The organism is Pseudomonas sp. MF09150, assembly GCF_059862355.1.
The window spans coordinates 300,812-325,523 of sequence record NZ_JCBCUS010000006.1 but is presented as its reverse complement, the minus strand read 5'-3'; the positions used below and the strand labels follow the sequence as shown (position 1 = coordinate 325,523).

The following is a 24,712-nucleotide window of genomic DNA, read 5'->3' as shown; positions in this document are numbered from 1 at the left end:
TGATCATCATCATAAAGTCCGGCGCGGCATTTCGCGCCTTACGGCTTGCCCCCCTTTTTGATCCAGAGAGCATTTCCATGACCACTCTTTCGACTGTTCTGATTACTGGCGCGTCCTCCGGCATCGGCGCCACCTACGCCGAGCGTTTTGCCCGTCGCGGCCACGACCTGGTGCTGGTGGCCCGCGACCAGGCGCGCCTGGAAACCCTCGCCAGCCGCCTGCGGCGCGAACACGGGATCGCCGTCGATGTGTTGCAGGCCGACCTGACCCAGACCAGCGACCTGATCAAGGTCGAGGCGCGCCTGCGCGATGACCGCAAAATCGGCATTCTGATCAACAACGCCGGGGCCGCGCAGTCCGGCAGTTTTATCGACCAGACCCCGGACGCGGTGGCGCAGATCGTGACCCTGAACACCACCGCCCTGGTGCGGCTGGCCAGCGCGATCGCCCCGCGCCTGGCAGAGGCCGGTGACGGCGCCATCGTCAATATTGGCTCGGTGGTCGGCCTGGCGCCGGAACTGGGGATGACGGTCTACGGCGCGACCAAGGCCTTCGTGCTGTTCCTGTCCCAGGGGCTGACCCTGGAACTGGCCCCCAAGGGGGTCTATATCCAGGCCGTGTTGCCTGCCGCCACGCGCACCGAGATCTGGGAACGCTCCGGCATCGATATCAACACCCTGCCCGAGGTCATGGACGTCGATGAACTGGTGGATGCGGCCCTGGTCGGCTTCGATCGCCGCGAACCGGTGACCATCCCGCCACTGCATGAAGTGTCGCGCTGGGACAACCTGCAGGCCGCGCGCCAGGTGCTGCTGACCGACATCCGCCAGAGCCGCGCCGCCGAGCGCTATCGCAGCGCGTCCTGAGCCCGCGCCCACCTGAGCATGCCCGACCATCCGCTGACGCCGATCCGCGCGCCAGCGTCGGGCATTGCTCACTGGAGAGACTGTGTATGCAAGCATTTTTTATCGAGCGTTACGGCCAGGACACCGGGCGGCTGGGCCAGGTGCCCGAGCCGCAGGTGCAAGCCCACGAGGTCCTGGTCCAGGTGCATGCCAGCAGCGTCAACCTGCTGGATGCCAAGATCGCCAAAGGCGAATTCAAATTGATCCTGCCGTACCACCTGCCCCTGGTTTTGGGCAATGACCTTGCCGGCGTGGTGCTGCGGGTGGGCACTGAGGTCCGGCGCTTCAAGCCGGGGGACGAGGTCTACGGGCGCCCTCCCCAGGCACGTATCGGCACCTTCGCCGAGCGGATTGCCGTGGCCGAGGAGGCCCTGGCGCTGAAGCCGTCCAACCTCGACATGGAGCACGCCGCATCCGTTCCCCTGGTCGGCCTGACGGCCTGGCAGGTGCTGGTGGAAACCGCCCAGCTCAAGCCGGGGCAAAAGGTACTGATCCACGCCGGCTCCGGCGGTGTGGGGACCTTCGCCATCCAGCTCGCCAAGCACCTGGGGGCCTTCGTCGCGACGACCACCAGCAGCGCCAATGTCGAGTGGGTGAAGGCCCTGGGGGCGGACCTGGTCATCGACTACACGCGCCAATCCTTCGACAGCCTGTTGCACGGCTACGACCTGGTGCTCAACAGCCTGGACAGCGCGACCCTGGCGCGTTCGCTCAAGGTGCTCAAGCCCGGCGGCCTGCTGGTGTCGATTTCCGGCCCGCCCACCGCCGACTTTGCCCGGGAGCAGCGTCTGTCCTGGGGGCTGAAGCAGGTCATGGGCCTGCTCAGTCATGGCATCCGCCGCAAGGCACGCCAGGCGGGTGTGCACTACCGTTTCGTGTTCATGCGCGCCAGCGGCGAACAACTGGGTGAACTGAGCCGACTGATCGAGGCCGGTGCGATCCAGCCGGTGATCGATCGCAGCTACCCGCTGGCCTCCACCGCCGAGGCCCTGAAGTACGTCACACAGGGGCGCGCCAAAGGCAAGGTGGTCATCAAGCTCTGAAGCTGCAAGCCACAAGCTTGCGGCTTAGGCGCTTGACGCTGCCGTCCCTCAATGGTCAGATGCGCGCCAGTTTCAGGTGTCCGCAGCCGTCGTGCTGCGGGTGAAACGGGAAGCCGGTAGGCCCTTTGGGCGAGTCCGGCGCTGCCCCCGCAACGGTATGCGAGCGAAACATTCACACATCCACTGTGCCTGGGCATGGGAAGGCGAATGTTTCATGCCCCTCGCGAGCCCGGAGACCGGCCTGATCCCAACATGGCAATCCGCGGTGGGCGGGTGCAGGCCTTGGCGTGCGCATGCTGTCTCCTGCCCGCCACTTTCTGCTTCAGCTCCCGCGGGTGGCCCGACCTGGCTCAACCCGGCGCTTTCCGATGACGCTTTGCACCTCGCCTCGCCCTGCTCCCTTTGTCTGGCCCGACCACGAAGCGGCGTTTTATGCCGAGCATCTGGCCGCCTCCAACTATGTCGAACGTGTCGGTGGCTGCCTGCTGCAACTGCTCGGCCCGCAGCGACAACTGCTGGATATCGGCGCCGGTTCGGGGATCCTTGGGCGGCATCTGCTGGCCCCAAGTGGCCAGTGGACCGTGGTCGAGCCCAACGCCTATATGGGTCGCTGCATCGAGCGCCTGGCGGCCCGTGAACCGGCCGTGAGCCTGAGCTTGCACCCGGGCCTCTGGCAAGACATCGGCGACCTGGGCCTGGCGCCGACACAGACCGTGCTCTGCGCCAACATCCCGGTCAGCGACGGCCAGGCCCAGGCCTTTCTCGAGCGGGTGCGGCCCCTGGCCAGCGGCACCCTGGTGTGGAACCTGCCGGCCCAGGAGGGCCCGCGCACCTATTGCCTCTCGGGGTTCCTGCCGCCTCAACTGCACCGCAGCGACATGACCCCGGGCTATCAACTGACCCTGGCCGAGCTGCCGGCCAGCGCCCGGCCCGACGAGATTCACTTCACCGAATGGGCGTTCAGCACGTTGTTCGCCACCCCCGAAGCAGCCCTGATGCATTTCAGGGAGAAGCTCGGCGCCCTCGATGGCGCGGCGCTGGGGCTGCTTGAACGGCATTTGCAGGATCACCTGCAACCGGCCCCGGGGGGCTGGCTGGCCAGCGCCCCGAAACGCGCCGCCAGCTTGCTCTGGCACGCGTGAACTCTCCCATAAGAACCTGCCTGCGGACCTCCCCCATGCCTAGCCTGCGCCACACCTTCGCCCTGCCCCTGCTGCTGAGCACCAGCCTCGCCACCCAGGCCGCCGACAAAACGTCGGTGCTGCAGATGGACACGACCCTGGTCAGCGCACCCCGGGCCGGCGAATCGCTCAAGGACGCCACCAGCACCGTGCAGGTGATCGACAGCGAGCAGATCGAACGCTCCTCGGCGCGCAACCTGACCGACCTGCTGGCGGAAAACGCGGTGGGCTTTTTCAGTGAATGGACCCCGGGCCAGACCTCGATCAACATCCGTGGCGGCAATACCGATGGCCAGGGCCGGGACTTTCGCAGCCAGGTAACGGTGCTGGTCAACGGGCGCCGGGCCGGCACGGCGAATATTTCCAAGCTGTCGCCGGCCCAGGTCGCGCGCATTGAAGTGATCCGTGGCCCGGCCTCGGTGATCTATGGCAGCCAGGCCATCGGTGGCGTGATCAACATCATCACCCGCAATGGCCGCAACACCGAAGGCGGTGGCGCGACCCTGCAGGGCGGCTCCTGGGGCCTGGCCCAGGGCAGCCTGTTCCAGAGCGGCGTGTCCGGGCCGCTGGATTACTACCTGGGTCTGGACAGCGGCCGGCGCGGTGACTATCAGAGCCGGGACGGCACCCAGGAAAACACCTCGTGGAAGCGTCGGGGCGGGTTGTTGGCCCTGGGCTATGACCTGTCCGATGACCAGCGCCTGGACCTGACTCTGCGCTCGGACGGTATCTACGACGCGGGCTTTCGCGGTTCGCAATGGGACTACAACAACTACGACAACCGCTATAACCAGTCCCTGGAAGCCAACTGGACCGCCAAGCCGACCAACTGGCTGAACTGGGCGGCCCAGGTCTACGCCCTGCGCGATGTCGACGACCTGCACTGGGGTTCGGAGCGCCAGGGCAACGGCAGCCCCGGGTTCAGCAAGGACCATATCGAGCGCCGCCTGGACGCCTATGGCCTGAAGCTGACGCCGCAGTTCCTGCTGGGCCCCGGCACCGACCTGCTGCTGGGCCTGGACCTGGAAAAAAGCACACTGCGCAATGATCGTTTCCGCGTGGCCATGAACGGCTCCACCAGCAGCCAGGTGGCACCCTACGACATCAACTCCGATGACCTCAGCGCGGCGCTGTACGCCGAGCTGATCCAGCGCCTGATGGACGACCGCCTGACCCTGCGCGCCGGTTCGCGCTACAGCTATGGCCGCTCGAGCACGGTCAAGACCGACTACATGCCGACCCTCGAAGAACAGACCCGCAGCTTCGATGAGGTCACCTACAGCCTCGGCGCAGCCTTCGAGGCCATGCCCGGGGTCAAGCTGCGGGCCGGGGTTTCCACCGGTTTCCGCGCACCGCTGGCAGGCGAGCTGGCGGCCGACTTCACCACCACCAGCGGCAGCCAGACCCTGGGCAATGCCGACCTCAAGCCCGAGACCAGCCTGCAATACGAAACCGGCATCACCCTGACCAGCCGCCACCAGTTTTTCGACCTGGCGCTGTTCCAGAACCGGATCCAGGACCGCATCACCAGCCGCCCCCTGGGCGGCAATGTCAGCCAGTACGTGAACGGCGACGGCGACGCGGTGATCCGTGGCCTTGAAGCGCAATGGCAATACGACCTGGCCCGCGCATTGGCCCTGGGTGACGAGCGCATCCTGCGCCTCAACAGCAACGCCAACTGGAACTTCGACATGGACGACAAGGGCGCCGCCAGCACCCTGACCGGCCCGCACCGCGACCAGATCCAGCGCATGTACCAATACCAGGCCAGCCTTGGCCTGACCTACGGCCGCGAGCGTGACTGGGACCTGGGGCTGAACGGGATCCTGCGCGGCCCGGTGTACTACCGCACCGAAGAGCGGCTGCTGAACCCGGATGCCAACTACGTGTACCGCAAGGCGCCGTTCTGGGTCTTCAACCTGCGCGGCAACTACACCCTGAGCCAGCAGCTGAGCCTGTTCGGCGGGGTCAACAACCTGTTCGACATCGACCGCAGCAGCCTGTTTATCGCCACCGGCAATGACTCACCGCTGGCCGATCCGCGCGCCTCCAACGGTGGCCTGGGCAACAGCAACCCGGGGCGCGAGCTGTACCTCGGCGCGCGCTACCGGTTTTAAGCCGGGTGCGCTGGCTACTGCTGTTGTGCCTTTTGGCAAGCCCTGGCGTGCGTGCGGATGAGGGCTTCCCCCGGACCCTGGTCGACTCCCTGGGACGCTCGGTGGAGATCCGGCACAAGCCGCAGCGCATCGTCGCGATCTTCGCCAGCAACGTCGAGATGCTGGCGGCGATCGGTGCCGGCGATGCCATCGTCGGGGTCGAGGCATGGACCCGCTACCCCGCCGACATCGCCGCCCGGGCCAAGGTCGGTGGGCGCCTGGGATTTTCCGTGGAAGCCATTGCCCGGCTGCGCGCCGACCTGGTGATCATGACCCCGGCGCGGCAGGCCGCAACCCTGGTCGAGCCCTTGCAGCGCATCGGCATTCCGGCCCTGGTGCTCAACCACCGCGACCTGGTCGCGGTGCAGGCCAATATCCGCCTGCTGGGCCAGGCCACCGGCCATGAAAGCGGCGCCGAACAGCTGATCGAGCACATGCAGGCACGCCTCGCGGCGGTCCAGGCGCGCCTGGCCGGGCAGCCGCCGGTGGCGGTGTACCTGGAGACCGGCAGTAACGATCGCGGCAGCTACCTGACCCTGCGCGGGCACAACTACACCAGCGACATCCTGCGCCTGGCAGGCGGGCGCAACCTGTTCGCCGATAGCCGCCTGAGCCAGGTCGGCGGTGAGTCGGTGTACCACGCCAACCCCACCCGAATCATCGTCGCCGGCAGCCCGCAACAGGCCGCCAGCCTGGGATCGCGCCCCGGCTGGCAGAGCATTGCCGCAGTGGCCGAGGGTCGGGTCGACAGCCTGCCCAGCGCCCTGCTGCTGATCCCCGGCCCGCGGGTGGTTGAAGGCGTCGAGCAACTGGCGGCGCTGCTGCACCCTGAGCTGTTTCCCAAGCCCCTGAGCGAGATTACGCCATGACCCGGGCCCCCCGCCGCGTCGACCGCCGCTACCGCCTGCTGTGCCTGACGCCGATCCCGGCGATCCTGATTGCCCTGTGGCTGGGCGCCGAACTGACCCACTGGAGCGACGCCGTGGCGCTGTGGCACGGCAGCGATTCGCCCTTTGCCCAACTGCTGCTGACCTGGCGCCTGCCACGGGTGCTGGCGGCTTTTTGCGTCGGTGCCTGCCTGGGCCTGGCCGGGGTGATTTTCCAGGGCGTGTTTCGCAATCCCCTGGCCGAGCCCTACCTGCTTGGCAGCGCCCCGGGGGCGGCGGTGGGGGCGGCCATTGCGCTGCTGGTGCCGCTGCCGCTGGCATTGGCCCTGAGCCTGCCACTGCTGGCTTTTACCGGAGCCTGGGGCGCGACCTTGCTGGTGCTGCTGATCACCCGCCTGACGCGGATCAACGACACCAGCGGCCTGCTGCTGGCCGGCATCGCCGTAGCCGCCCTGCTCGGCGCCGTGCGCAGCTTGCTGCTGCTGGCGCTGTCGGATGAAACGGTCAACCTGCAAGTGGTGCTGAGCTGGACCCTGGGCGGCATCCACACCCCGGACTTCGCCGCACTCGGCCTGCTGGGCCTGCTCACCCTCCTCGCGCTGCTGGCGGCCCGGCGCCTGGCCCATGGCCTGGACCTGCTGGGGTTCGGCGATCAGGTGGCCTACAGCATGGGTCTGCGGCCCCGGCGCTTTATCAACCTGGCGCTGTTGCTGGCGGCGGCGATCACCGCGCTGGCGGTGTCCTGGGGCGGGCTGGTGGGGTTTGTCGGGCTGGTCGCGCCCCATGCCGTGCGTTGGCTGCTGGGCCCGACCCACCAGCGCCTGATCGTGGCCAGTGCCCTGGTCAGCGGCGCCCTGCTGGCGCTGCTCGATGGCCTGGCCCGCAGCCTGCTGCCACCGGCGGAAATCCCCCTGGGGTTGCTGACCGCCCTGCTCGGCGCGCCGTTTTTCATTGTCTTGCTGACCCGCACGAGGCCTGCCCCATGAGCATCGCTCCCGTCCTCCAGGCCCGGGGCCTGTGTGTCGAACACGCCGGCCGAGCGGTGCTGCATGACTTCAACCTGGAGCTGCAACCCGGCGAGCTGCTGGTGCTGGTCGGTCCCAACGGCTCGGGCAAAAGCAGCGCCCTGCGCGCCCTGGCCGGGGTGCAGCCGACCAGCGCCGGACAGGTGCAGTTGCAGCAACGGCCCCTTGCCGCCTGGCCCGCGGCGCAGCGTGCGCAACGGCTTGCCTACCTGCCCCAGGACTTTCGCAGCCAATGGGACCTGCAAGTGGCCGAGCTGCTGAGCCTGGGCGCCCGGCGCAACCCGGCGCTGCACGGCCAGCCGTTGCCCCGGGCGCTGATCCACTCCCTGGACATCCACCACCTGCTGCAGCGGCGGCTGTCCCAGCTGTCCGGCGGCGAGCGGGCACGAGCCGGGATCGGCTGGGCGCTGGCCGCCGACTCGCCCCTGCTGTTGGCCGACGAACCCACCGCCGCCCTGGACATCGCCCACCAACTGAGCCTGATGAACTACCTGCGCAGCCGCCTGGACCATTGCGCGCAACTGCTGGTGCTGCACGACCTGGGGCTGGCGATGCGCTTCGCCGACCGCATCGCGGTCCTGGCCGAAGGCCGCCTGCTGGGCACGGGCAGCCCCCAGGCAGTCCGGCAGGCCGGCTGGCTGGAACAGGCGTTCGGCCTGGGGTTCGCCTGGCATGACAGCCCCCATGGCCTGTATCCGATTCCCCTGGGCGCGCCCGGAGCCTGACTCCGCCTCGCCGTCACTGATGGGAATACAACGGCAACGCCTTGGCGAACCCCCGGGCCCGGAAGATGGCGCTGCCCTGCCCCAGGTCGCCGTCGCTGGCCACCAGGTACACCTCGTTGGTGCCGGGTTTGAGCGCCAGGCTGGTGGAGCGCAGGAAGTGCCCGTCGTCACGCCCCGGGATCAGGATCTGGCCAATCGGCAGACCGTTGGGGTTGAGCACCAGCACCCGCCCCTGGCTGTACTGGGCCACATACAGGTTGCCGTCCTGATCGACCCGCATCGAGTCCGGCGACGGGCCGTTGAAGCGGTACACCACCGCCTCGCCGAACGGGGCGATGGTCTGCGCATCCTTGAGCTCGATGCGGTGCAGCAGCCCGGTGGCGAACTCGGTGACCCACAGGGTCTTGCCGTCGGGCGACAGGGCAATGCCGTTGGCGATGGCCAGCCTGGGCAGGATCGGCACGATCTGCTGGCTGCCTGGTGCCACGTAGTACACGCCGCCGGTGGGTTCGGTGGAGGTGCCCTTGAAGTCGGTGAAGTAGAAGCCGCCCTGGCGGTCGAACACCAGGTCATCCACCAGAAAGTGCCGGTTGCCGGCGATGAGCACCTGCGGGTCCGAGCCGTCGGCGTTGTAGACCGTGAGGTTGCCGCTGTCCTTGAAGTTGCCCAGGCCGGCCACGAACAGCCGCCCGTCCTTGTGGATTGCCAGCCCGGCCGAGCCCAGGGCGTTCTTTGGCACCACAACACTGAGCCGTCCCTGGGGATCGGCCTTGAGCACCTGGCCGCCGAAGACTTCGACAAACAGCAGGTTGCCGGCGCGGTCGAACGACGGCCCTTCGAGCTGCAAGCCCTGGTCCGAGACCTGGAGCCAGCGCTGGGCGGTGACCGTCGGCAGGTCGCGCTCGGCCACCGGCAGCGCCTGCAACCGGGCGCCACCCGGTGGGTAGGTCAGGCTCGGCAACGGCTCGGCGGCCTGGACTCCAGGGCCCGCAGCGACAAGAGCAAACAGCAGGGAGAGCGCAATCAGCTTAGGCATGATGAAACCCCGATAGTGTTGTTATGCAGGCCATAGGTCAGGCACCCAGCAGCGCGGCCAGGGCCGGCACCGTGAGTACGGCGGTGTAGTAGCCCATGAACTGCACGCCGATGTTGAACCCCAGGAAACGCGAGAGAAAACCGCCCAGCAGGCCCACGGTGACGATCACCAACAGGCCGAGCAAACCGCCCTCCCAGATGCCGATCACCAGGATCAGCCCGACAAAGGTCGCGATCACCGCTTCATGGCTGATCTTGCGCGACACATAGGACGCCGCGCGGTGGGCGTAATTCATGGTGAAGGGGTAGGCAATCAGGATCGCCACCACCACCGCCAGCAGGCCGTAGCCGAGGAATTCCCAGGTGCTGAGCAGCGAGTGCAGGTTGTTGACCTGGCCCGAGGCCGCGTCGACGCTGAAGCGTGGCGGCGCGTTGAACAGCGGCGCTGCCGGCCCCGCGGCCACCGGGCTCAGGGGCAGGCCGAAGGCGATCAGCGGGATCAACGCTTCGGCGATGTAGGTGGCCTCGGTCACGCCATTGCGCGCGGTAATCACCGTGGTCAGGCGGTGGTAGACATGCCGCACCCGGGAGCCCACCAGCTCGCCCATGATCACGGTCATGGCCACCGGGCTGAAGACGAAGGTGGCACTGGAAATCACCGCGGTGATGCCGGTCCACAGGCTTTGCTTGCGGTCCAGGACCTTGAGCGGGTTGGGGAAGAATCCGCCCCAGCTCTTGACGTCCGGCGACAGCGAAAAGGTTCGCACCTGATCGCGGCGCATCTTCGCCCGCTCCGCCGGAGCCAGCATGGAAAACAGCGCGGCGATCAACGGCCCGATGGCGATCCCCAGGAAATAACTGACGCTGAGCTTGACCCCGTACTGCCCGGTAAAGCTTTGCAGGCCGAGGATCACCATCACGAATGGGATCAGGGTCAACACCGCCGCCAGCCGCCCCTTGGAAAACCAGGCAATGGCCACCGCCGCCGCGAGAAAGACCCAGGGCGCCGCGTGTTTGATCATGTCGCCGAACGGCGCCAGCATCACCGCGAACAACACCGCCATCGGCACCGCGATCAAGGCCGCGATCACCGCGCCGGAAATCATCTTGCGCAGGGCAATGTGCGGCACCCCCAGGTTGCGCAGGAAGTTGGCCTCGCGCATCAATGGCGTGGCCATGGTGTCGCCGGGAATTCCCAGCAGCGCCGTGGGCACCGCGTGGGTCATGTGCTTGGCCACCGCGCCGGCCAGGAAGAAGGTCAGCACCCCGGGCGCCGGCACGCCGAGCAGCACCACCAGCAGGGTCAGGGGCGCCAGGGTGGTGGTTTCATCGCTGCCGGAAATCAGGCCGATGCCGGCAAAGATCACCGCACCGAGGATGCCCATGCCCAGGGCCATCAGGAGTGTGTCGAGCAAGGGCGCGATCATGGGCGGACACCTTGTACGGGGCCGCCGGCAGCCGGCAAGTCACTGCCGGTTGCCGGCGCGACCTGAGCCTGCTCGTACTGGGCGAACAGCTCATAGAGGTCCATTTCCCGCAGTTCGGCGATGGTTTCCGGCGGCAGGTCGCTGAGCCGCCCCAGGTCGCCGAATTCGCTTTGCAGCTCAATCAGGACCTGGGTCCGCGTCCCCAGATCCGCCTGGTGTTCCACCACGTGGCGCTTGGGCTTGAACAGACGGGCACTGACGGCGCCGCCGATCAGGCAGCCGACAATCCCCAGCAACATGGCGTAGGCCCGCGCCATCTGCGCCGACTCGACCCAGCCATTGAGCAGGTGCTGGGCACCGAAAAATGCGCCGAGGCTGACGCAGGCACCAATGCCGATCGAATAGATCAGGTGACGACCGTCAACCGTGTCGCCCCACACTTCATAGAGTTCGGGTTTCAAAGCACTTCTCCCACCGCCCCTGCGGGCTTTTATTGTTATGCACGTGAAGAGATACCACTCAATGGCCGATGGCGAGCCGTCCCTTGGCCTGCAACGCCTGCGCCACCTTCGACCCGGTTTCCCGGCCCAGCCGGGCATTGATAAAGGCCCCGGCCGCCATCAGCCGATCCAGGTCGACGCCATGCTCCATCCCCAGGCCATCCAGCAGGTACACCAGGTCTTCGGTGGCCACATTACCGGTGGCGCCCGGGGAATACGGACAGCCCCCCAAACCCGCGACCGAACTGTCGAACACCCGGACCCCGGCCTCCAGCGCGCTGTGCACGTTGGCCACGGCCATGCCGTAGGTGTCATGAAAATGCCCGGCCAGGGCCGCCACCGGCACCACCCGGCTGCACGCCTCGATCAAGGCGCGGGTGGCCCTCGGCGTGCCGCTGCCCAGGGTATCCCCCAAGCTGATTTCATAGCAGCCCATGGCGTACAGCGCGGCGCTGACCGTGGCCACCGCATCGGGCTCGACCCGTCCGCTGAACGGGCACTCCATGACGCACGACACATAACCCCGGACCTTGATCCCGGCCGCGCGGGCGCCCTGCAGCACTGCGTCGAAGCGCTCCAGGCTGCGGGCAATCGAGCAGTTGATGTTTTTTTGCGAGAACGCCTCGGACGCTGCGGCAAACACCGCCACCTCGCGGCAGCCGGCTGCCAGCGCCGCCTCCAGCCCCTGGACATTGGGCACCAGGGCGGTCCAGGTCACCCCGGGACGCTCGGGCAGGGCCTGGAACACCTGATCCGAACCGGCCATTTGCGGCACCCAGCGCGGCGAGACAAAAGCCCCCGCCTCCAGGGTGCGCAAGCCGGCATCCGCCAACCGCTGCAGCAGTTGCAGGCGGACCTCGGGGGTGAGGACCTGCGCCTCGTTCTGCAAGCCATCGCGGGCGCCGACCTCCACCAGGCGCACCGCCTGTTGCGCGGCCCGGCTCATCCCTCGGCGCGCTTGTGTGCCAGCAGCGCCGCCGCGTTGTCGGCCCGCACGTCACGGGCTTCGACCATCTGTTTCACCAGCCAATCCACCTCGGGCCCGCGCGCCCCGGCGGACAAGGCAATGTTGCGTGCATGCAGGGCCATGTGCCCGCGCTGGATGCCTTCGGTGGACAGGGCGCGCAAGGCCCCGAGGTTTTGCGCCAGGCCCACGGCCACGGCGATTTCCGCCAGCTCCTGGGCGCTCTTGACCCCGAGAATGCGCAGCGACAGCTGGGCCAGGGGGTGGGTCTTGGTCGCGCCGCCGACCAGGCCTACCGGCATGGGCATTTCCAGGGTGCCCACCAGGTGCCCCTGGCGGTCTTTTTCCCAAGTGGTGAGGGAGCCATAGTGGCCGTTGCGGCAGGCGTAGGCATGGGCCCCCGCCTCCACCGCGCGCCAGTCGTTGCCGGTGGCGACGATCAGCGGATCGATGCCGTTCATGATGCCTTTGTTGTGGGTCGCGGCGCGGTACGGGTCGATCACCGCGAAGTTGTAGGCATCGAGGATGCCCTCGATCACCTCTTCGCCCTTGTACGCGGTGGTGGTCAGCAGCTCGGGGGCAATGCGCACCTGGGCCCGGGCCAGGCGCAGGTCGGCCAGGTTGGAGAGGATGCGCAACCGCACCTTGCCGCCGGTGATTTCCTCCATCAGCGGCGCCACGGCTTCGGCCATGGTGTTCACGGTGTTGGCGCCCATGGCGTCGCGCACATCGACGATCAAGTGCGCCACCAGCATCGGCCCCCGTGGGCTCTGGGCAAAGGTATGGACTTCGATATCCCGGCAGCCGCCGCCCAGCTGGTTGAGCAACTGGTCCTTGCGGTTGGCCAGCTCGATGATTTCCGCCTTGCGCCGCATCAGGCTCAGCCGGGCGTTGAACGGGTCCTCGACCTCGACGATCTGCACCTGGGCGCGCATCAGCGGCAGCGAGCTCGAGGTCTGGAACCCCCCGGCTTCGCGGGCCAGCTTGGCCATGAACGAGGCCGCGGCCACCACCGAGGGTTCCTCGACCACCAGGGGCACGATCACATCGCGGCCATTGATCTGGAAGTTGCTGGCCACCGCATAGGGCAATTCGAATTTTCCGATCACGTTTTCGATCATGCCATCGGCGATTTCCAGCGGCAGTGCTCCGCCATCGCGCAGCAGCGCCACGTCGGCACCGGGCAGTTGCAGCAACTCCTGCAAGTGATTCAGGCGTTCGGCCGGGGTCATGCTACGGAACATGGGGAGGCGGGAATCGAGGCTCATAAAAATCCTGTCGCAGTTATTGTTGTTCAGTGAGCGCCACCCTAATCCGCTGCGTCCCGGCAAAGAAGGTACAGTTTGGACAGACAGTACCCACGCTGTACCCTGCGCATAATTCCCCCCAGGACTTCCCCCATGGCGCACCTGACCCTGGCCCAGCAACTGGCGGCGTCGCTTGCCGAGCAAATCGGCAATGGCACCTACCGCGTCGGCGACCGCCTGCCGTCCCTGCGCGAATGCATGCGCCTGTTCGGCCATTCGAAAAACACCGTGATCAACGCCTACGAGGCGCTGGCCTCCCAGGGCCTGGTGGAGGCGCGCCATGGCCAGGGTTTTTTCGTCAAGCAGGGAGCGCCCAATGGCAGCGAACCCGAGGAGCCGCCACCCTATGCCCGGGCCATGGACACCATCTGGCTGATGCGCCAGCAGTTCGTGCGCGAGCCCGGGCAGTCCCCCCTCGGCGAGGGCTTTGCGCCGGTGGAGTGGCTGATGGACATGCGCCTCGACAAGTTCACCCGGCAGATCATGCGCACCGGGGTCAGCACCCTGTTCCGCTACGGCAACCGCCTGGGCAACGCCAGCCTGCGCCAGCACCTGGTGCAGAAACTGGCGGCCTACTCGATCAGCGCCACCCCGCGCCAGATCGTCACCACCCACGGCGCCAACCACGCCCTGGACCTGATCATCCGGCGCTTTGTCGGCTACGGCGATACGGTGCTGGTGGAAGACCCGGGCTACTACCCGCTGTTCGGCAAGTTGCAATTGCAGGGCGCGCGCATGCTGCCGGTGCCGCGCCTGCCGGACGGGCCGGACCTGGACGTGCTCGAACAGCACCTGCGCCTGCACAAGCCCAAGCTGTTTTTCATCCAGTCGATCGGCCATAACCCCACCGGCTCCGACCTCTCGCCGAGCAAGGCGTTTCGCCTGGTGCAACTGGCCCAGGCCCACAACCTCATCCTGGTGGACGACGACGCCCTGGCCGATTTCAAGCCGGCCTCGGGCATCAGGGTCTCGGCCCTGGATCAGTTGCAGCGCTCGCTGTATGTCGGGAGTTTTTCCAAGTCGGTGTCGGCCGCGCTGCGGGTCGGCTTTATCGCCGGCAGCAAGGAGCTGATCGATGAACTGGGCGACCTGAAGATGCTGCTGCACACCAGCTCATCGGAGTTCTGCGAGCGCACGGTGGACGTAATCCTCACCGAAGGCCACTTCCTGCGCCACCTGATCCGCCTCCAGGAACGCCTGCGCAGCGCCACCGACAGCGGCTTGCAGTTGCTGGACGAAATCGGCGCCGAGGTGTTTGTGCGCCCCGAGCAGAGCCTGTACCTGTGGGCCCGCTTTGCCCATATCGACGATGCCCGGGAGCTGACCCGGCAACTGCTGCCCAAGGGGTTCATGATCGCCCCCGGGCACATCTTTTCCCCGGAGCAATCGCGGATCAACCCCTGGACCCGGCTCAACGTCGCCTACCTCAATGACCCGCGGCTCAAGGCGGTGTTGCAGCGCTGAGGGACATGTTCGACGCCCTCAGGCGCTCAAGGGCTGCTCAGGAGGCCAGGATCGCGGTCTCGACCGGCTCTTCCGGGATTTTCACAAAAACCGTGTACTTGCCGCCCTCCATGGCCTCGAAGGCGATCAGCTTATCCACCAGGGCCATGCTCAAGACCTTGCCCGCATTGAGCAGCAGCATGCCGTTGTCGGCATTCAGGTTGCGCGCCAGGATCATCCCGGCGGCCAGTTCCCGGGTGCCCAGGTCCTTGACGCTCGGATCGGCCAGGGTCACGTCGCTGAGGAAGGTGGCGCAGACGTTGACGAAGTCTTCCACCAGGTCCGGGTCATACAATTTGCCGGCGTACTTGCGAATGAACAGCAGCGCCTCATCGCTGTTCATCTGCCGCTCGAGGACCAACCCGCGCTGCAACTCGATAAAGTCCACCGCCAGTTTCAGCCAGCGCGAGCCCAGGGGAATTGCCGAGCCCTTGAGGTGATCGGGAAAGCCGGTGCCATCCCAGCGCTCCTGGTGATGCAGGATGATCCGCGCCGCGTCCTTCATCGGCTCCAGGGTCATCAACAACGACTCGCTCTGCTTCGGATAGGCCCGGTACAGCTCGCGCTCGGTGTGATAAAGCAGGTCGGCCGGGGCCGTCATCATGCTGTCGGTCCAGCTCAGCTTGCCGATGTTGTAGAGCGCGGCGGCCATGGTCATGTCGCGGCTTGCGGCTTCGTCCAGGCCATGGCTGGCGCAGTAGACGCGAATCAATTCGATGATCTGACGGTTGGTCTGCTTGGCCTTGGGCAAGCGCAGGTTGGCCAGCAGCGAAAAGACCTCGGTTCCGGTCACGTAGCTGCGCTTGAGCTCTTCATAGGCCAGGTCGAGCATATCGGCGGTCTGCTGCAGCTCGGCGGTGCGGGCCGCCACGTGTTTTTCCAGGGTCACATTGAGGCTGCGCAGCTGTTCGTTCTGCTGCTGGGTCAAGGCTTCCAGGCGCTGGCGTTCGCTTTCCGAATGCTGATAGACCAGGGCCTGGCGCAAGGTCACCAGCATTTCATCGTCGTTCCAGGGTTTGCTGATATAGCGATGAATCTGCCCTTCATTGATGGCCTTGGCGATCATCGTCATATCGGCGTACCCGGTGAGCAGGATACGCAGCGTCGAGGGATAAAGCCGATGGATATGCGCCAGCAGGGTCGCGCCGTCCATGCCCGGCATGCGTGCATCGCTCATGACCACATCCACCGGCCGCTGCTCAAGGATTTCCAGGGCCTTGGCGCCGCTGTCGGCCAGCAGGATCTCGTAAGGCTGGCTGCGCAACAGGCGGCGCAGGCTGTTGAGAATCGGTTCTTCGTCATCGACCAACAGAATCGTCGGCCGGTTCTGAGTCACGTCGTTTTCATGCTCGTCCATGCTTCCCCCTTCCGTTTGACGTCTATCAGGCCCGCCGTGGGCATCAGACTAGATGAATTGCGCTCGCGATGTACGAATTGAATGCCGCAAGGTTCGCACTTGAACCCGCACAGGACTATGCTCAGGCCCCGGATGGATCGCCCGCGTCAAACACGAAAGGAAGCCCGATGAGCCTAAACCCAAGGTCGCTGCATTGGGCTGGAACCTGGCAATGACGGCGCTGACGGATCGCCGCAACCGGCGAATCCTGATCGTCGACGACACCGCCGCGATCCATCAGGACTTTCGCAAGATCCTGGCCCCCGGCACCCCTGCCGAAGACCCCCTGGGCAGCGCCGAAGCCGCGCTGTTCGGCTCCACCCTCAGCATTGCGGCAGAAGCCTTTACCCTCGACTCGGCCTTCCAGGGCCAGGAGGCGCTGGAAAAAGTGCAGGCGGCGCTGGACTGCGACCAGCCTTATGCCATGGCCTTTATCGACATGCGCATGCCACCCGGCTGGGACGGGCTGGAAACCATCTCGCGGCTGTGGCAGGCCGACCCCAAGCTGCAAATTGCCCTGTGCACGGCGTATTCCGACTATTCCTGGGAAGACATTGCCGAGCGCCTGGAGCTGGGCGACCGCCTGCTGATCCTGAAAAAACCCTTCGATGCCATCGAAATCCGGCAGATGGCCAGTACCCTGACCGTCAAATGGCAGATGACCGAAGCCGCAGAGTTGAAACTGGACCAGTTGCAACAAGCGGTCGAGGAGCGTACCCGAGAGCTGGCCGACGCCAACATCATCGTCCAGAACAGCCCCACGATTCTCTATCGGCTGCGGGGCGAGCCTTCATTCACGCTGATGTACATCTCCCACAACATCACCAAGTTCGGGCATGTGGCGGCGCAGCTGGTGGCGTCCCCCGACTGGGCCCAGGCGCTGATCCACGCCGACGACCGGGCCAAGGTCGAGCTGGCCATGCTCCGCGCCCTGGACCGGGACGTCTGCGGCGCCTCCATCGAATTTCGCATGCTCACCGGTGACGGTAGCTTTCGCTGGGTGGAAAACCGCTACATCCCGGTGCGCAACAATCTGGGCCAGTTGCTCGAGGTGGAAGGCATCATCCTCGACATCACCGAGCGCCGCCTGGCCGAAGATAAAATCGCCCTGCTGGCCCACACGGACGGCCTGACCGGGCTGGCCAACCGGCCGACCCTGGTCGAACGCCTGCACCAGGCGTTTGCCGCGGCCCGACGCGGCGCGGCGCCCTTCGCGATGTTTTACCTGGACCTGGACCACTTCAAGCGCGTCAACGACACCCTGGGTCATCCCGCGGGCGACCTGTTGTTGCAGGAGGTGGCCCGGCGCCTGAAGTCCTGCACCCGGGAAAACGACGTGGTGGCGCGCCTGGGCGGTGATGAATTCGCGATCCTGCAGCTGGAGGTCGAGGAAGCCACCCAATGCGCGAGCCTGGCGGCGAAGATCCTCGATAGCCTGGCGCTCCCCTATTTCCTGGACGGCAACGAGGCGCGTATCTCGGCCAGCATCGGCATCAGCCTCTACAGCCCCCATACCCTCAGCGCCGACGGGCTCATGGCGCAGTCGGACATGGCGCTGTATCGCTCCAAGGACAAGGGCCGCAACCAGTTCCACTTCCACAGCGAGGACATCAACCAGGAAGTCACCCAGCGAGTGACCCTGGCCAATCAGTTGAAACTGGCCCTGGAGCGCGACGAACTGCATTTGCAGTACCTGCCCGAAGTCGATCTCGGCACCGGCAAAATCCTCAGCATGGCCGCCCAGGTGCGCTGGCTCCACCCCCAGCGCGGCTGGCTCGAAGCCTCGGAGTTCATGGCGGTGGCGGAAAAGACCGGGATCATCATCCCCCTGGGCCACTGGATACTGGACCAGGCCTGCCGGCAGATGCGGGCATGGCGCGACCAGGACCTGGCGCCGCCGCTGATTGCGATCCACCTGTCCCTGGTCCAGCTCAAGACCGGTTCGGAGCTGATTTACCAGGTACTGCGGACCACCGCGCGCTGGAACCTCTGCCCCTGGGACCTGCGATTCGACGTCACCGAGGGCACGCTGGCCCAGACCAAGTGGAGCCACAACGACATACTGCCCCGGCTGTGCGAACTGGGCGTGAAGATCGCCATCGACGACTTCGGCACCGAGTATTCATCGTTCGACTACCTGAAAACCTACCGGGTCAGCCACCTCAAGCTCGCCCAGCGCCTGCTCGACAGTGCCAGCAGCGACCCGGACAACGCCATGACCCTGCGCGCAATCCTCAATTTTGCCAGCGAGGCCGGGATCGGCGTCACCGCCGAAGGGGTGGAAACCCAGGAGCAGCGCATCACCCTGCTGTCCAGCGGTGTGCCACTGGGGCACGTCCCGGCACGGGCGGTGGACAGCGAACAGGCTGGTGAACTGCTCAAGGCCACGTCCGCCGTCGAAGCTGCGGACCCAACGTCGGAGACGCTCAAATGAACCCTGCTTTTGCAACCGCCAACCGACGGATCCTGATCATCGACGACACGCCGGCCATCCACCTGGACTTTCGCAAGATCCTCTGCCCCGACGATGAAGGTCTGCTGAGCAGTACCGAGGCGCTGCTGTTCGGCACCACGCGCATTCCCCAATCACACTTCCAGCTCGATTCCGCCTATCAGGGCGAAGAAGGCGTGGAACGGGTCAAGCAGGCCCTGGCCGAAGGTCGGCCCTACGCCCTGGCCTTTATCGACATGCGCATGCCGCCCGGTTGGGACGGCCTGCAAACGATCGAGCAGCTCTGGAAAACCGACCCTCACCTGCAGATTGCCTTGTGCACCGCGTTCTCCGACTACTCCTGGGAGGCCATGGCCGAGCGCATTGAATTCGGCGATCAATTGCTGATCCTGAAAAAGCCTTTCGACAGCCTGGAAATCCGCCAGATGGCCAGTGCCCTCACCTGGAAATGGCAACTGGCACAAGATGCCGCGATCAAGATGCGCGACCTGGAGCAAACCATCGAGCAACGGGTCCAGGAACTGCTGAGCGTGTCCCGCCTGCTGCACTACGACCTGCTCACCGAACTGCCCAACAGTACCTTGCTGGGTGATCGCCTGACCCAGTACTTGTCCCAGTCCCGGCGCCATGACCGGCAGATTGCCGTGATGTTCATCGGCCTGGACCGCTTCAAGCGGATCAACAATGCCCTCGGCCATCCCGCCGGGGATGAAATGCTCAAGCTCGTCGCCCAGAGCCTCGCGCAGGCGCTGCGCGAGTCCGACTCGGTGTTCCGCTACGGTTCGGACGAGTTCGTGGTGATCCTGAGCGACATCGTCCATCCGCAGCAGACCCGCGGGGTCGCGGAAAAACTGCTGGCGGCGATCAACACCCCGCACTGGGTAGCCGGCCACGACCTGACGGTAACCGCCAGCCTGGGCATCAGCATTTACCCCGATGATGGTTGCGATGCGGTGACCCTGATCAAAAAAGCCGAGACCGCCATGCGCAACGTCAAGGACTGCGGCCCCAACGGCTTCAGTTTTTTCATCGAAGACATGAACCTCCACGCCCGGCACCGGCAAACCCTGGAAAGCGGGCTGCGCCTGGCCTTGCAACGCCAGGAGCTGGTCCTGCACTACCAGCCCAAACTGGACCTGGCCAGCGGCGCCGTGGTCGGCGCCGAAGCCCTGGTGCGCTGGGCCCGGCCCGGCCATGGCCTGGTCAGTCCCGCGGTGTTCATTCCGGTGGCCGAAGACTGCGGGCTGATCGTCGCCCTCAGCCAGTGGGTGCTGCGCAGCGCCTGCCTCCAGTCGCGGGCCTGGCAGGCCCAGGGCCTGCCGCCCATCTGCATGTCGGTGAATGTCTCAGCCATTGATTTTCGCCAGGCCGACTTCGTCGAACGCCTGACCCGAACACTGGCCGAGACCGGGCTCGACCCGTCGCAGCTGGAGCTGGAGATCACCGAAAGCGTGCTGATGCAAAACGTCGCCACCACCATCACCACCCTGCATGCGATCAAGCGGCTCGGGGTGCGCCTGGCGGTGGATGACTTCGGGACCGGCTATTCGAGCCTGAGCTATTTGCAGAAATTTCCGGTCGATGTGCTGAAGATCGACCAATCGTTCGTGCGCGACCTGAGTATCGACAGCAACGACGCCAAGTTGGTCAGCAGCATCATCGACCTGGGAAAAAGCCTCAACCTGCGTATCATCGCCGAAGGTATCGAGACGGCCGAGCAACTGGACTTTCTCAGGCGCCACCGGTGCGAGGAAGGCCAGGGTTTCTACTTCAGCAAGGCCGTGGAGCCCGAGGCGTTCGTGCTGTTCCTGAACGCCTCGCGCCAGCCCCAACCAAGCCGTTCATGAACGTCCGCCGGGTAAGGATACCGACCATGCCGTCACTCCCATCACTGCTCTGCGCCAGCGTGCTGCTCGCGGCCGGAGCCGAGGCAGCGCCGCTCGAGGGCCCCCTCAAGGCCTTGCCGCCGGTGCCAGCCCTGAATGGCCAGCACGTCGAACTGGGACGCCAGCTGTTCAACGACCCACGCCTTTCAGTCAACAACAGCCTGTCCTGCGCCAGTTGCCATCGCCTGGAGCATGGTGGCGCCGATGACAAGCCCCTGTCCCTGGGGTTTGACGGCAAACCCGTGGCGGTCAACACGCCGAGCGTGTTCAACGCCAGCTTGAACTTCCGCCAGTTCTGGGACGGCCGCGCCGAAACCCTGGAAGAACAAGTGCACGTCGTGGTCCAGAGCCCTTCCGAGATGGGCAGTGACTGGGCCACCGTGGTCGAGCGCATCGGCGCCGACCCGGCCTATGGCCGCGCATTCGCCGAGGCCTACCCGGACGCCGTGACCCAGGCCAATATTCGCAACGCCCTGGCCGACTATGAACGGACCCTGCTGAGCAGCAACTCGCGCTTCGACCAGTACCTGGCGGGTAACACCGCGATCCTGACCCTGGAGGAAAAGTACGGCTACCAGCGCTTCCAGGACTACGGCTGCATCGCCTGCCACCAGGGGGTGAATATCGGCGGCAACATGTTCCAGAAATTCGGCGTGCTCGGCGATTACTTCAAGGCCCGGGGCAACCCGACCGTGGCTGACCTGGGGCGGTTCAACATCACCGGCGATGAAGATGACCGCAATGTGTTCAAGGTGCCGAGCCTGCGCAACGTCGCGGTCACCGCGCCCTACTTCCATGACGGTTCGGAACCGACCCTCGAGGGCGCCGTGGCGATCATGTTCAAGTACCAACTGGGGCGTATTCCCTCCGCGGAAGACACGGCCCTGATCGTCCTGTTCCTCAAGACCCTGACCGGCGAATGGGAAGGCAAGCCGCTATGAAAGTATCCCGTCGCACCAGCCTCTTCCTGCTGGCCGGAGTCGCCGCCGTGCTGGCGTCGATCCTGCTGTTTCTGTACGTCAATTCGCGATCGGACCAGACCGCCTCCTACACCGAGTCCCGGGACCTGATCCGCCAGATCATGCAGCAGAACGCCCAATGGGAAAACGAGATCCTCAAGGCCCGGGTCGCCATCAGTCACAACTACGACCCGCTGGTCTCACCCTTGAGCAAAATGACCCAGCTGTGGCAAAGCTTCGACGCCATGGCCTCCCAGGAACGGCGCAACGCCTCGCCAGCCTGGCGCACCACCCAGGATGCGTACCTCGACGCGATGAAGGAGAAGACCCGGCTGGTGGAGCAGTTCAAGTCGCACAATGCCGTGCTGCGCAACTCCCTGGCCTTCCTGCCGACCGCAGAGGATGACATCCAGGCCCAACTGGCAAGACTCACCGATACCGACAAAGAGCAGCTGCAGAATATCGCCACCGATACCTACGACCTGTTGCTCAGCAGCCTGGAGTTCGCCCAGGTCACCTCTGCCGAGCATGCCGCCGACATCCTGGTGGGGCTGAACAAACTGCAAGTGAACAAGGAGCGGTTGCCCCCGGAGTTTTATGACTCCATCGATGTGCTCAGCAACCATATTTCCCTGATCCTGCGCGAGCAGCCCCTGGTCAACGGCCTGCTTGAACAGATCGAATTGGTTCCGGTCGCCGAGCGCCTGGACGACATCACCAACCTGCTCAACCGTGACCAGCAGGAGGCTGAAATCATTGACCAGCGCTACCATTTCTACTTGCTGGTGTTTTCCGCGCTGCTGGTCATGCTCCTGGTCTGGCTGGCGGTCCGCCTGATGCGCAGCTTTGCCCAGATCAACCAGATGAACCGGGCGCTGGTGGTGGCCAACGACGAACTCGAACAGCGGGTCGAGGAGCGCACGCGCGAGCTCAAGGATACCCAGAGCGAACTGCTGGACAGCGCCCGCCAGGCCGGCATGGCGGAGATCGCCACCAACGTCTTGCACAATGTCGGCAACGTGCTCAACAGCGTGAACATCTCCGCCGACCTGGTGACCCGCAAACTGCGTAACAGCAAGGCCCAGGGCCTGGGCAAGGCGATGCAGTTGATCAACCAGCACCCCCAGGACCTGGGGCATTTTCTCAGCGAGGACGAGAAAGGCAAATTGCTCCCCGGCTACCTGAACCAGCTGGTGGAGGCCATTGACCTTGAGCAGCAAGGCATGGCCGAGGAACTGGCCCAGTTGAGCAAGAGCGTCGATCACATCAAGGACATCGTCTCCACCCAGCAATCCTACGCCGGGGCCAGCAGCGTGCTGGAGTCGCTGTCGATCGGCGAGCTGCTGGAAGATGCGCTACGCATGAATTCCGGCGCCCTCACCCGGCACCATGTGACGGTGCTCAAGGAGTACGCCGATATCCCGCGCATCATGGGCGACAAGCACCGGCTGCTGCTGATCCTGATCAACCTGATCAGCAACGCCAAGTACGCCATGTCCGACGTCTCCAACCACGAGCGCAACATGACCCTGGCCACCGGCATCGTCGACGGCGAGACCCTGCAGATCAGCGTCCGCGATGAAGGCGAAGGCATCACCCCGGAAAACATGGCGCGCATCTTTGTCCACGGCTTCACCACGCGCAAGGAGGGCCACGGCTTTGGCCTGCACAGCTGCGCGCTGGCCGCCATCGAGATGAGCGGCCGCTTGAATGCCTACAGCGACGGTCCGGGCACCGGAGCGCTGTTCGTCCTGCAAATCCCCCTGAAAATCGCCGAAGGTGAGTCATGAGCAACCCCATCAACCGGCGCATCCTGCTGATCGACGATACCCCGGCGATCCACGTCGACTTCCGCAAGATCCTCACGCCCCAGACCGGTGACAGTGCCGAACTGGACGCCATGGAAAGCGCACTGTTCGGCAGCGCGCCGAAGACCGCCGCCACCCTGTTCGAACTGGATTCGGCCTACGGCGGCCAGGAAGGCCTGGCCAAGCTGCTGGATGCCGCGAGCCGCGGGCGGCCCTACGCCCTGGCCTTTGTCGACATGCGCATGCCCGATGGCTGGGATGGCGCGCAGACCATCGAGGAACTGTGGAAACACGACCCGTTGCTGCAAGTGGTGGTGTGCACCGCCTACTCCGATTACTCCTGGGACGAGTTGCTCGATCGCCTGGACGGCCACGACCGCCTGCTGATCCTGAAAAAGCCTTTCGACAACATCGAAGTCCAGCAAATGGCCAACACCCTCACCACCAAGTGGGACATGACCAGCCGCGCCAATCTGCAGATGAGCCAGCTGGAAGAGCGGGTGGAGCAACGCACCCTGGCCTTCAAACAGACCAGCGCCGAACTGCAACGGGAGATCGACGAGCGCAAGTTGCTGGAAAGCCAGCTGGTGCAATCCGAAAAACTCGCGTCCCTGGGGCAACTGGCTGCCGGGGTGGCCCATGAAATCAACAACCCCATCGGCTTCATTTCTTCCAATCTGGGCACCCTGGACAACTACTTCAGGCGCCTGCAGGAGATGCTCGATGCCTATCGCCACGGGGAGCAGGCCATCGCCCAGGCGGCGGCGCTGGAGTCCCTGGTGCAACTGCGCACGGCGATCGAGCTGGACTTTCTCCTGGAGGACATTCCATTGCTGATCAAGGAGTCCAAGGAGGGCATTGGCCGGGTCAGCCAGATCGTCAAGGACCTCAAGGACTTCTCCCGGGTGGACTCCAGCCAGGAATGGCAATGGGCAGACCTGCAACAGGGCCTGGACTCGACCTTGAACATCGTCGCCACCGAGATCAAGTACAAGGCCGACGTGGTCAAGTGCTACACACCGCTGCCGGAGGTCGAGTGCCTGCCGTCGCAGATCAACCAGGTGCTGATGAACCTGATCGTCAACGCCGCCCAGGCCATGGGCCCGGAACGGGGCACCATCACCCTGAGCAACGGCGTGGAAGGAGAACGGGTCTGGATCGAAGTCAGCGACACCGGCTCGGGGATAGCGCCGGACAGCCTGCAGAAAATCTTCGACCCCTTCTACACCACCAAACCGGTGGGCCAGGGCACGGGCCTGGGTTTGTCCCTGTCCTACGGCATCATCAAGAAGCACCGTGGCGAGATCAGCGTGCGCAGCGAACTGGGGATCGGCACCACCTTTCGCGTCGAGCTGCCGATCCGGCAGGAGCAGCAGTATCAGTAGCGTCGAGTACGGGTTGTCGAGCGCTGAGGCCTCGCCTGGAGAATGCCCCGGGCTTTGTCGCCTGTGCGCCGTTTTTGCATTTATGTGCGACAGATCCCACTTATGGGACTCCCGTTCCGCTGCCAGGTGGTGTTAGGTTGTGGACCTTTCTGACTTTCAGTTCAGATA

Annotated in this window: 19 protein-coding genes and 1 riboswitch; of the genes, 13 read left to right on the top strand and 6 right to left on the bottom strand. The window is 65.4% G+C overall.

Annotation, left to right across the window (positions count from 1 at the left end; genetic code table 11):
- Positions 1 to 77 precede the first annotated feature (77 nt).
- The 7 genes from AC19YX_RS22790 (at position 78) to AC19YX_RS22760 (ending at position 7,922) form a co-directional block, all read left to right on the top strand.
- A complete protein-coding gene (locus AC19YX_RS22790; RefSeq protein ID WP_500607088.1) occupies positions 78 to 866 on the top strand; it encodes an SDR family NAD(P)-dependent oxidoreductase in 789 nt (262 codons plus the stop codon).
- Positions 867 to 952: 86 nt separating this feature from the next.
- Positions 953 to 1,948, top strand: a complete 996-nt coding sequence (locus tag AC19YX_RS22785; protein ID WP_500607087.1) for an NADP-dependent oxidoreductase — start codon at positions 953 to 955, stop codon at positions 1,946 to 1,948.
- A 57-nt stretch (positions 1,949 to 2,005) separates the two neighbouring features.
- Positions 2,006 to 2,207, top strand: a riboswitch (cobalamin riboswitch).
- Between the two features lie 109 nt (positions 2,208 to 2,316).
- Positions 2,317 to 3,090, top strand: coding sequence for a class I SAM-dependent methyltransferase (locus AC19YX_RS22780; RefSeq protein WP_078468929.1), 774 nt, complete (start codon positions 2,317 to 2,319; stop codon positions 3,088 to 3,090).
- Positions 3,091 to 3,125: 35 nt separating this feature from the next.
- Positions 3,126 to 5,246: a TonB-dependent receptor gene (locus AC19YX_RS22775; RefSeq protein ID WP_500607086.1), complete on the top strand. Its 2,121-nt coding sequence runs from the start codon at positions 3,126 to 3,128 to the stop codon at positions 5,244 to 5,246.
- A 47-nt stretch (positions 5,247 to 5,293) separates the two neighbouring features.
- Positions 5,294 to 6,154 (top strand): ABC transporter substrate-binding protein, encoded by an 861-nt coding sequence (locus AC19YX_RS22770; protein WP_421546521.1) that lies wholly within the window; start codon positions 5,294 to 5,296, stop codon positions 6,152 to 6,154.
- On the top strand, positions 6,151 to 7,158 hold the full coding sequence (locus AC19YX_RS22765) for a FecCD family ABC transporter permease (RefSeq protein ID WP_421546520.1): 1,008 nt from the start codon (positions 6,151 to 6,153) through the stop codon (positions 7,156 to 7,158). Before AC19YX_RS22770 ends, AC19YX_RS22765 begins: the two co-directional genes overlap by 4 nt.
- On the top strand, positions 7,155 to 7,922 hold the full coding sequence (locus tag AC19YX_RS22760) for an ABC transporter ATP-binding protein (RefSeq protein WP_500607085.1): 768 nt from the start codon (positions 7,155 to 7,157) through the stop codon (positions 7,920 to 7,922). Before AC19YX_RS22765 ends, AC19YX_RS22760 begins: the two co-directional genes overlap by 4 nt.
- 13 nt (positions 7,923 to 7,935) lie before the next feature.
- On the opposite strand, the gene AC19YX_RS22755 is transcribed toward AC19YX_RS22760, so the two are convergent.
- Genes AC19YX_RS22755 through AC19YX_RS22735 form a run of 5 tightly spaced genes read right to left on the bottom strand, consistent with a single transcriptional unit; the run spans position 7,936 to position 13,116 of the window.
- Positions 7,936 to 8,958 carry an SMP-30/gluconolactonase/LRE family protein gene (locus tag AC19YX_RS22755; protein ID WP_500607084.1) on the bottom strand — a complete coding sequence of 341 codons (1,023 nt, stop codon included), beginning with the start codon at positions 8,956 to 8,958 and terminating at the stop codon, positions 7,936 to 7,938.
- A gap of 37 nt (positions 8,959 to 8,995) precedes the next feature.
- Positions 8,996 to 10,384 (bottom strand): tripartite tricarboxylate transporter permease, encoded by a 1,389-nt coding sequence (locus AC19YX_RS22750; protein ID WP_078468923.1) that lies wholly within the window; start codon positions 10,382 to 10,384, stop codon positions 8,996 to 8,998.
- Positions 10,381 to 10,845, bottom strand: coding sequence for a hypothetical protein (locus AC19YX_RS22745; protein ID WP_500607083.1), 465 nt, complete (start codon positions 10,843 to 10,845; stop codon positions 10,381 to 10,383). Before AC19YX_RS22745 ends, AC19YX_RS22750 begins: the two co-directional genes overlap by 4 nt.
- Positions 10,846 to 10,903: 58 nt before the next feature.
- Positions 10,904 to 11,830, bottom strand: a complete 927-nt coding sequence (locus tag AC19YX_RS22740; protein WP_500607082.1) for a hydroxymethylglutaryl-CoA lyase — start codon at positions 11,828 to 11,830, stop codon at positions 10,904 to 10,906.
- Complete coding sequence (locus tag AC19YX_RS22735) at positions 11,827 to 13,116, bottom strand: hydroxymethylglutaryl-CoA reductase, degradative (RefSeq protein WP_500607081.1); 1,290 nt, start codon at positions 13,114 to 13,116, stop codon at positions 11,827 to 11,829. The genes AC19YX_RS22740 and AC19YX_RS22735 overlap by 4 nt, the downstream gene beginning before the upstream one ends.
- Positions 13,117 to 13,248: 132 nt before the next feature.
- Here AC19YX_RS22735 and AC19YX_RS22730 point away from each other — a divergent pair, with 132 nt between their 5' ends.
- A complete protein-coding gene (locus tag AC19YX_RS22730; protein WP_500607080.1) occupies positions 13,249 to 14,619 on the top strand; it encodes an aminotransferase-like domain-containing protein in 1,371 nt (456 codons plus the stop codon).
- Between the two features lie 37 nt (positions 14,620 to 14,656).
- On the opposite strand, the gene nosR is transcribed toward AC19YX_RS22730, so the two are convergent.
- Positions 14,657 to 16,015, bottom strand: a complete 1,359-nt coding sequence (gene nosR, locus AC19YX_RS22725) for a response regulator c-di-GMP phosphodiesterase, NosR family (protein WP_078468918.1) — start codon at positions 16,013 to 16,015, stop codon at positions 14,657 to 14,659.
- A 211-nt stretch (positions 16,016 to 16,226) separates the two neighbouring features.
- On the opposite strand from nosR, the gene AC19YX_RS22720 reads away from it, so the two are divergent.
- Genes AC19YX_RS22720 through AC19YX_RS22700 form a run of 5 tightly spaced genes read left to right on the top strand, consistent with a single transcriptional unit; the run spans position 16,227 to position 24,544 of the window.
- Positions 16,227 to 18,488 carry a GGDEF/EAL domain-containing response regulator gene (locus tag AC19YX_RS22720; protein ID WP_500607079.1) on the top strand — a complete coding sequence of 754 codons (2,262 nt, stop codon included), beginning with the start codon at positions 16,227 to 16,229 and terminating at the stop codon, positions 18,486 to 18,488.
- Positions 18,485 to 20,353 (top strand): putative bifunctional diguanylate cyclase/phosphodiesterase, encoded by a 1,869-nt coding sequence (locus AC19YX_RS22715; RefSeq protein ID WP_500607078.1) that lies wholly within the window; start codon positions 18,485 to 18,487, stop codon positions 20,351 to 20,353. Before AC19YX_RS22720 ends, AC19YX_RS22715 begins: the two co-directional genes overlap by 4 nt.
- A 26-nt stretch (positions 20,354 to 20,379) precedes the next feature.
- Positions 20,380 to 21,333, top strand: a complete 954-nt coding sequence (locus AC19YX_RS22710; RefSeq protein WP_500607077.1) for a cytochrome-c peroxidase — start codon at positions 20,380 to 20,382, stop codon at positions 21,331 to 21,333.
- Positions 21,330 to 23,141, top strand: coding sequence for a DAHL domain-containing sensor histidine kinase (locus tag AC19YX_RS22705; RefSeq protein ID WP_500607076.1), 1,812 nt, complete (start codon positions 21,330 to 21,332; stop codon positions 23,139 to 23,141). The genes AC19YX_RS22710 and AC19YX_RS22705 overlap by 4 nt, the downstream gene beginning before the upstream one ends.
- Positions 23,138 to 24,544, top strand: a complete 1,407-nt coding sequence (locus AC19YX_RS22700) for an ATP-binding protein (protein WP_500607075.1) — start codon at positions 23,138 to 23,140, stop codon at positions 24,542 to 24,544. Before AC19YX_RS22705 ends, AC19YX_RS22700 begins: the two co-directional genes overlap by 4 nt.
- Positions 24,545 to 24,712 lie beyond the last annotated feature (168 nt).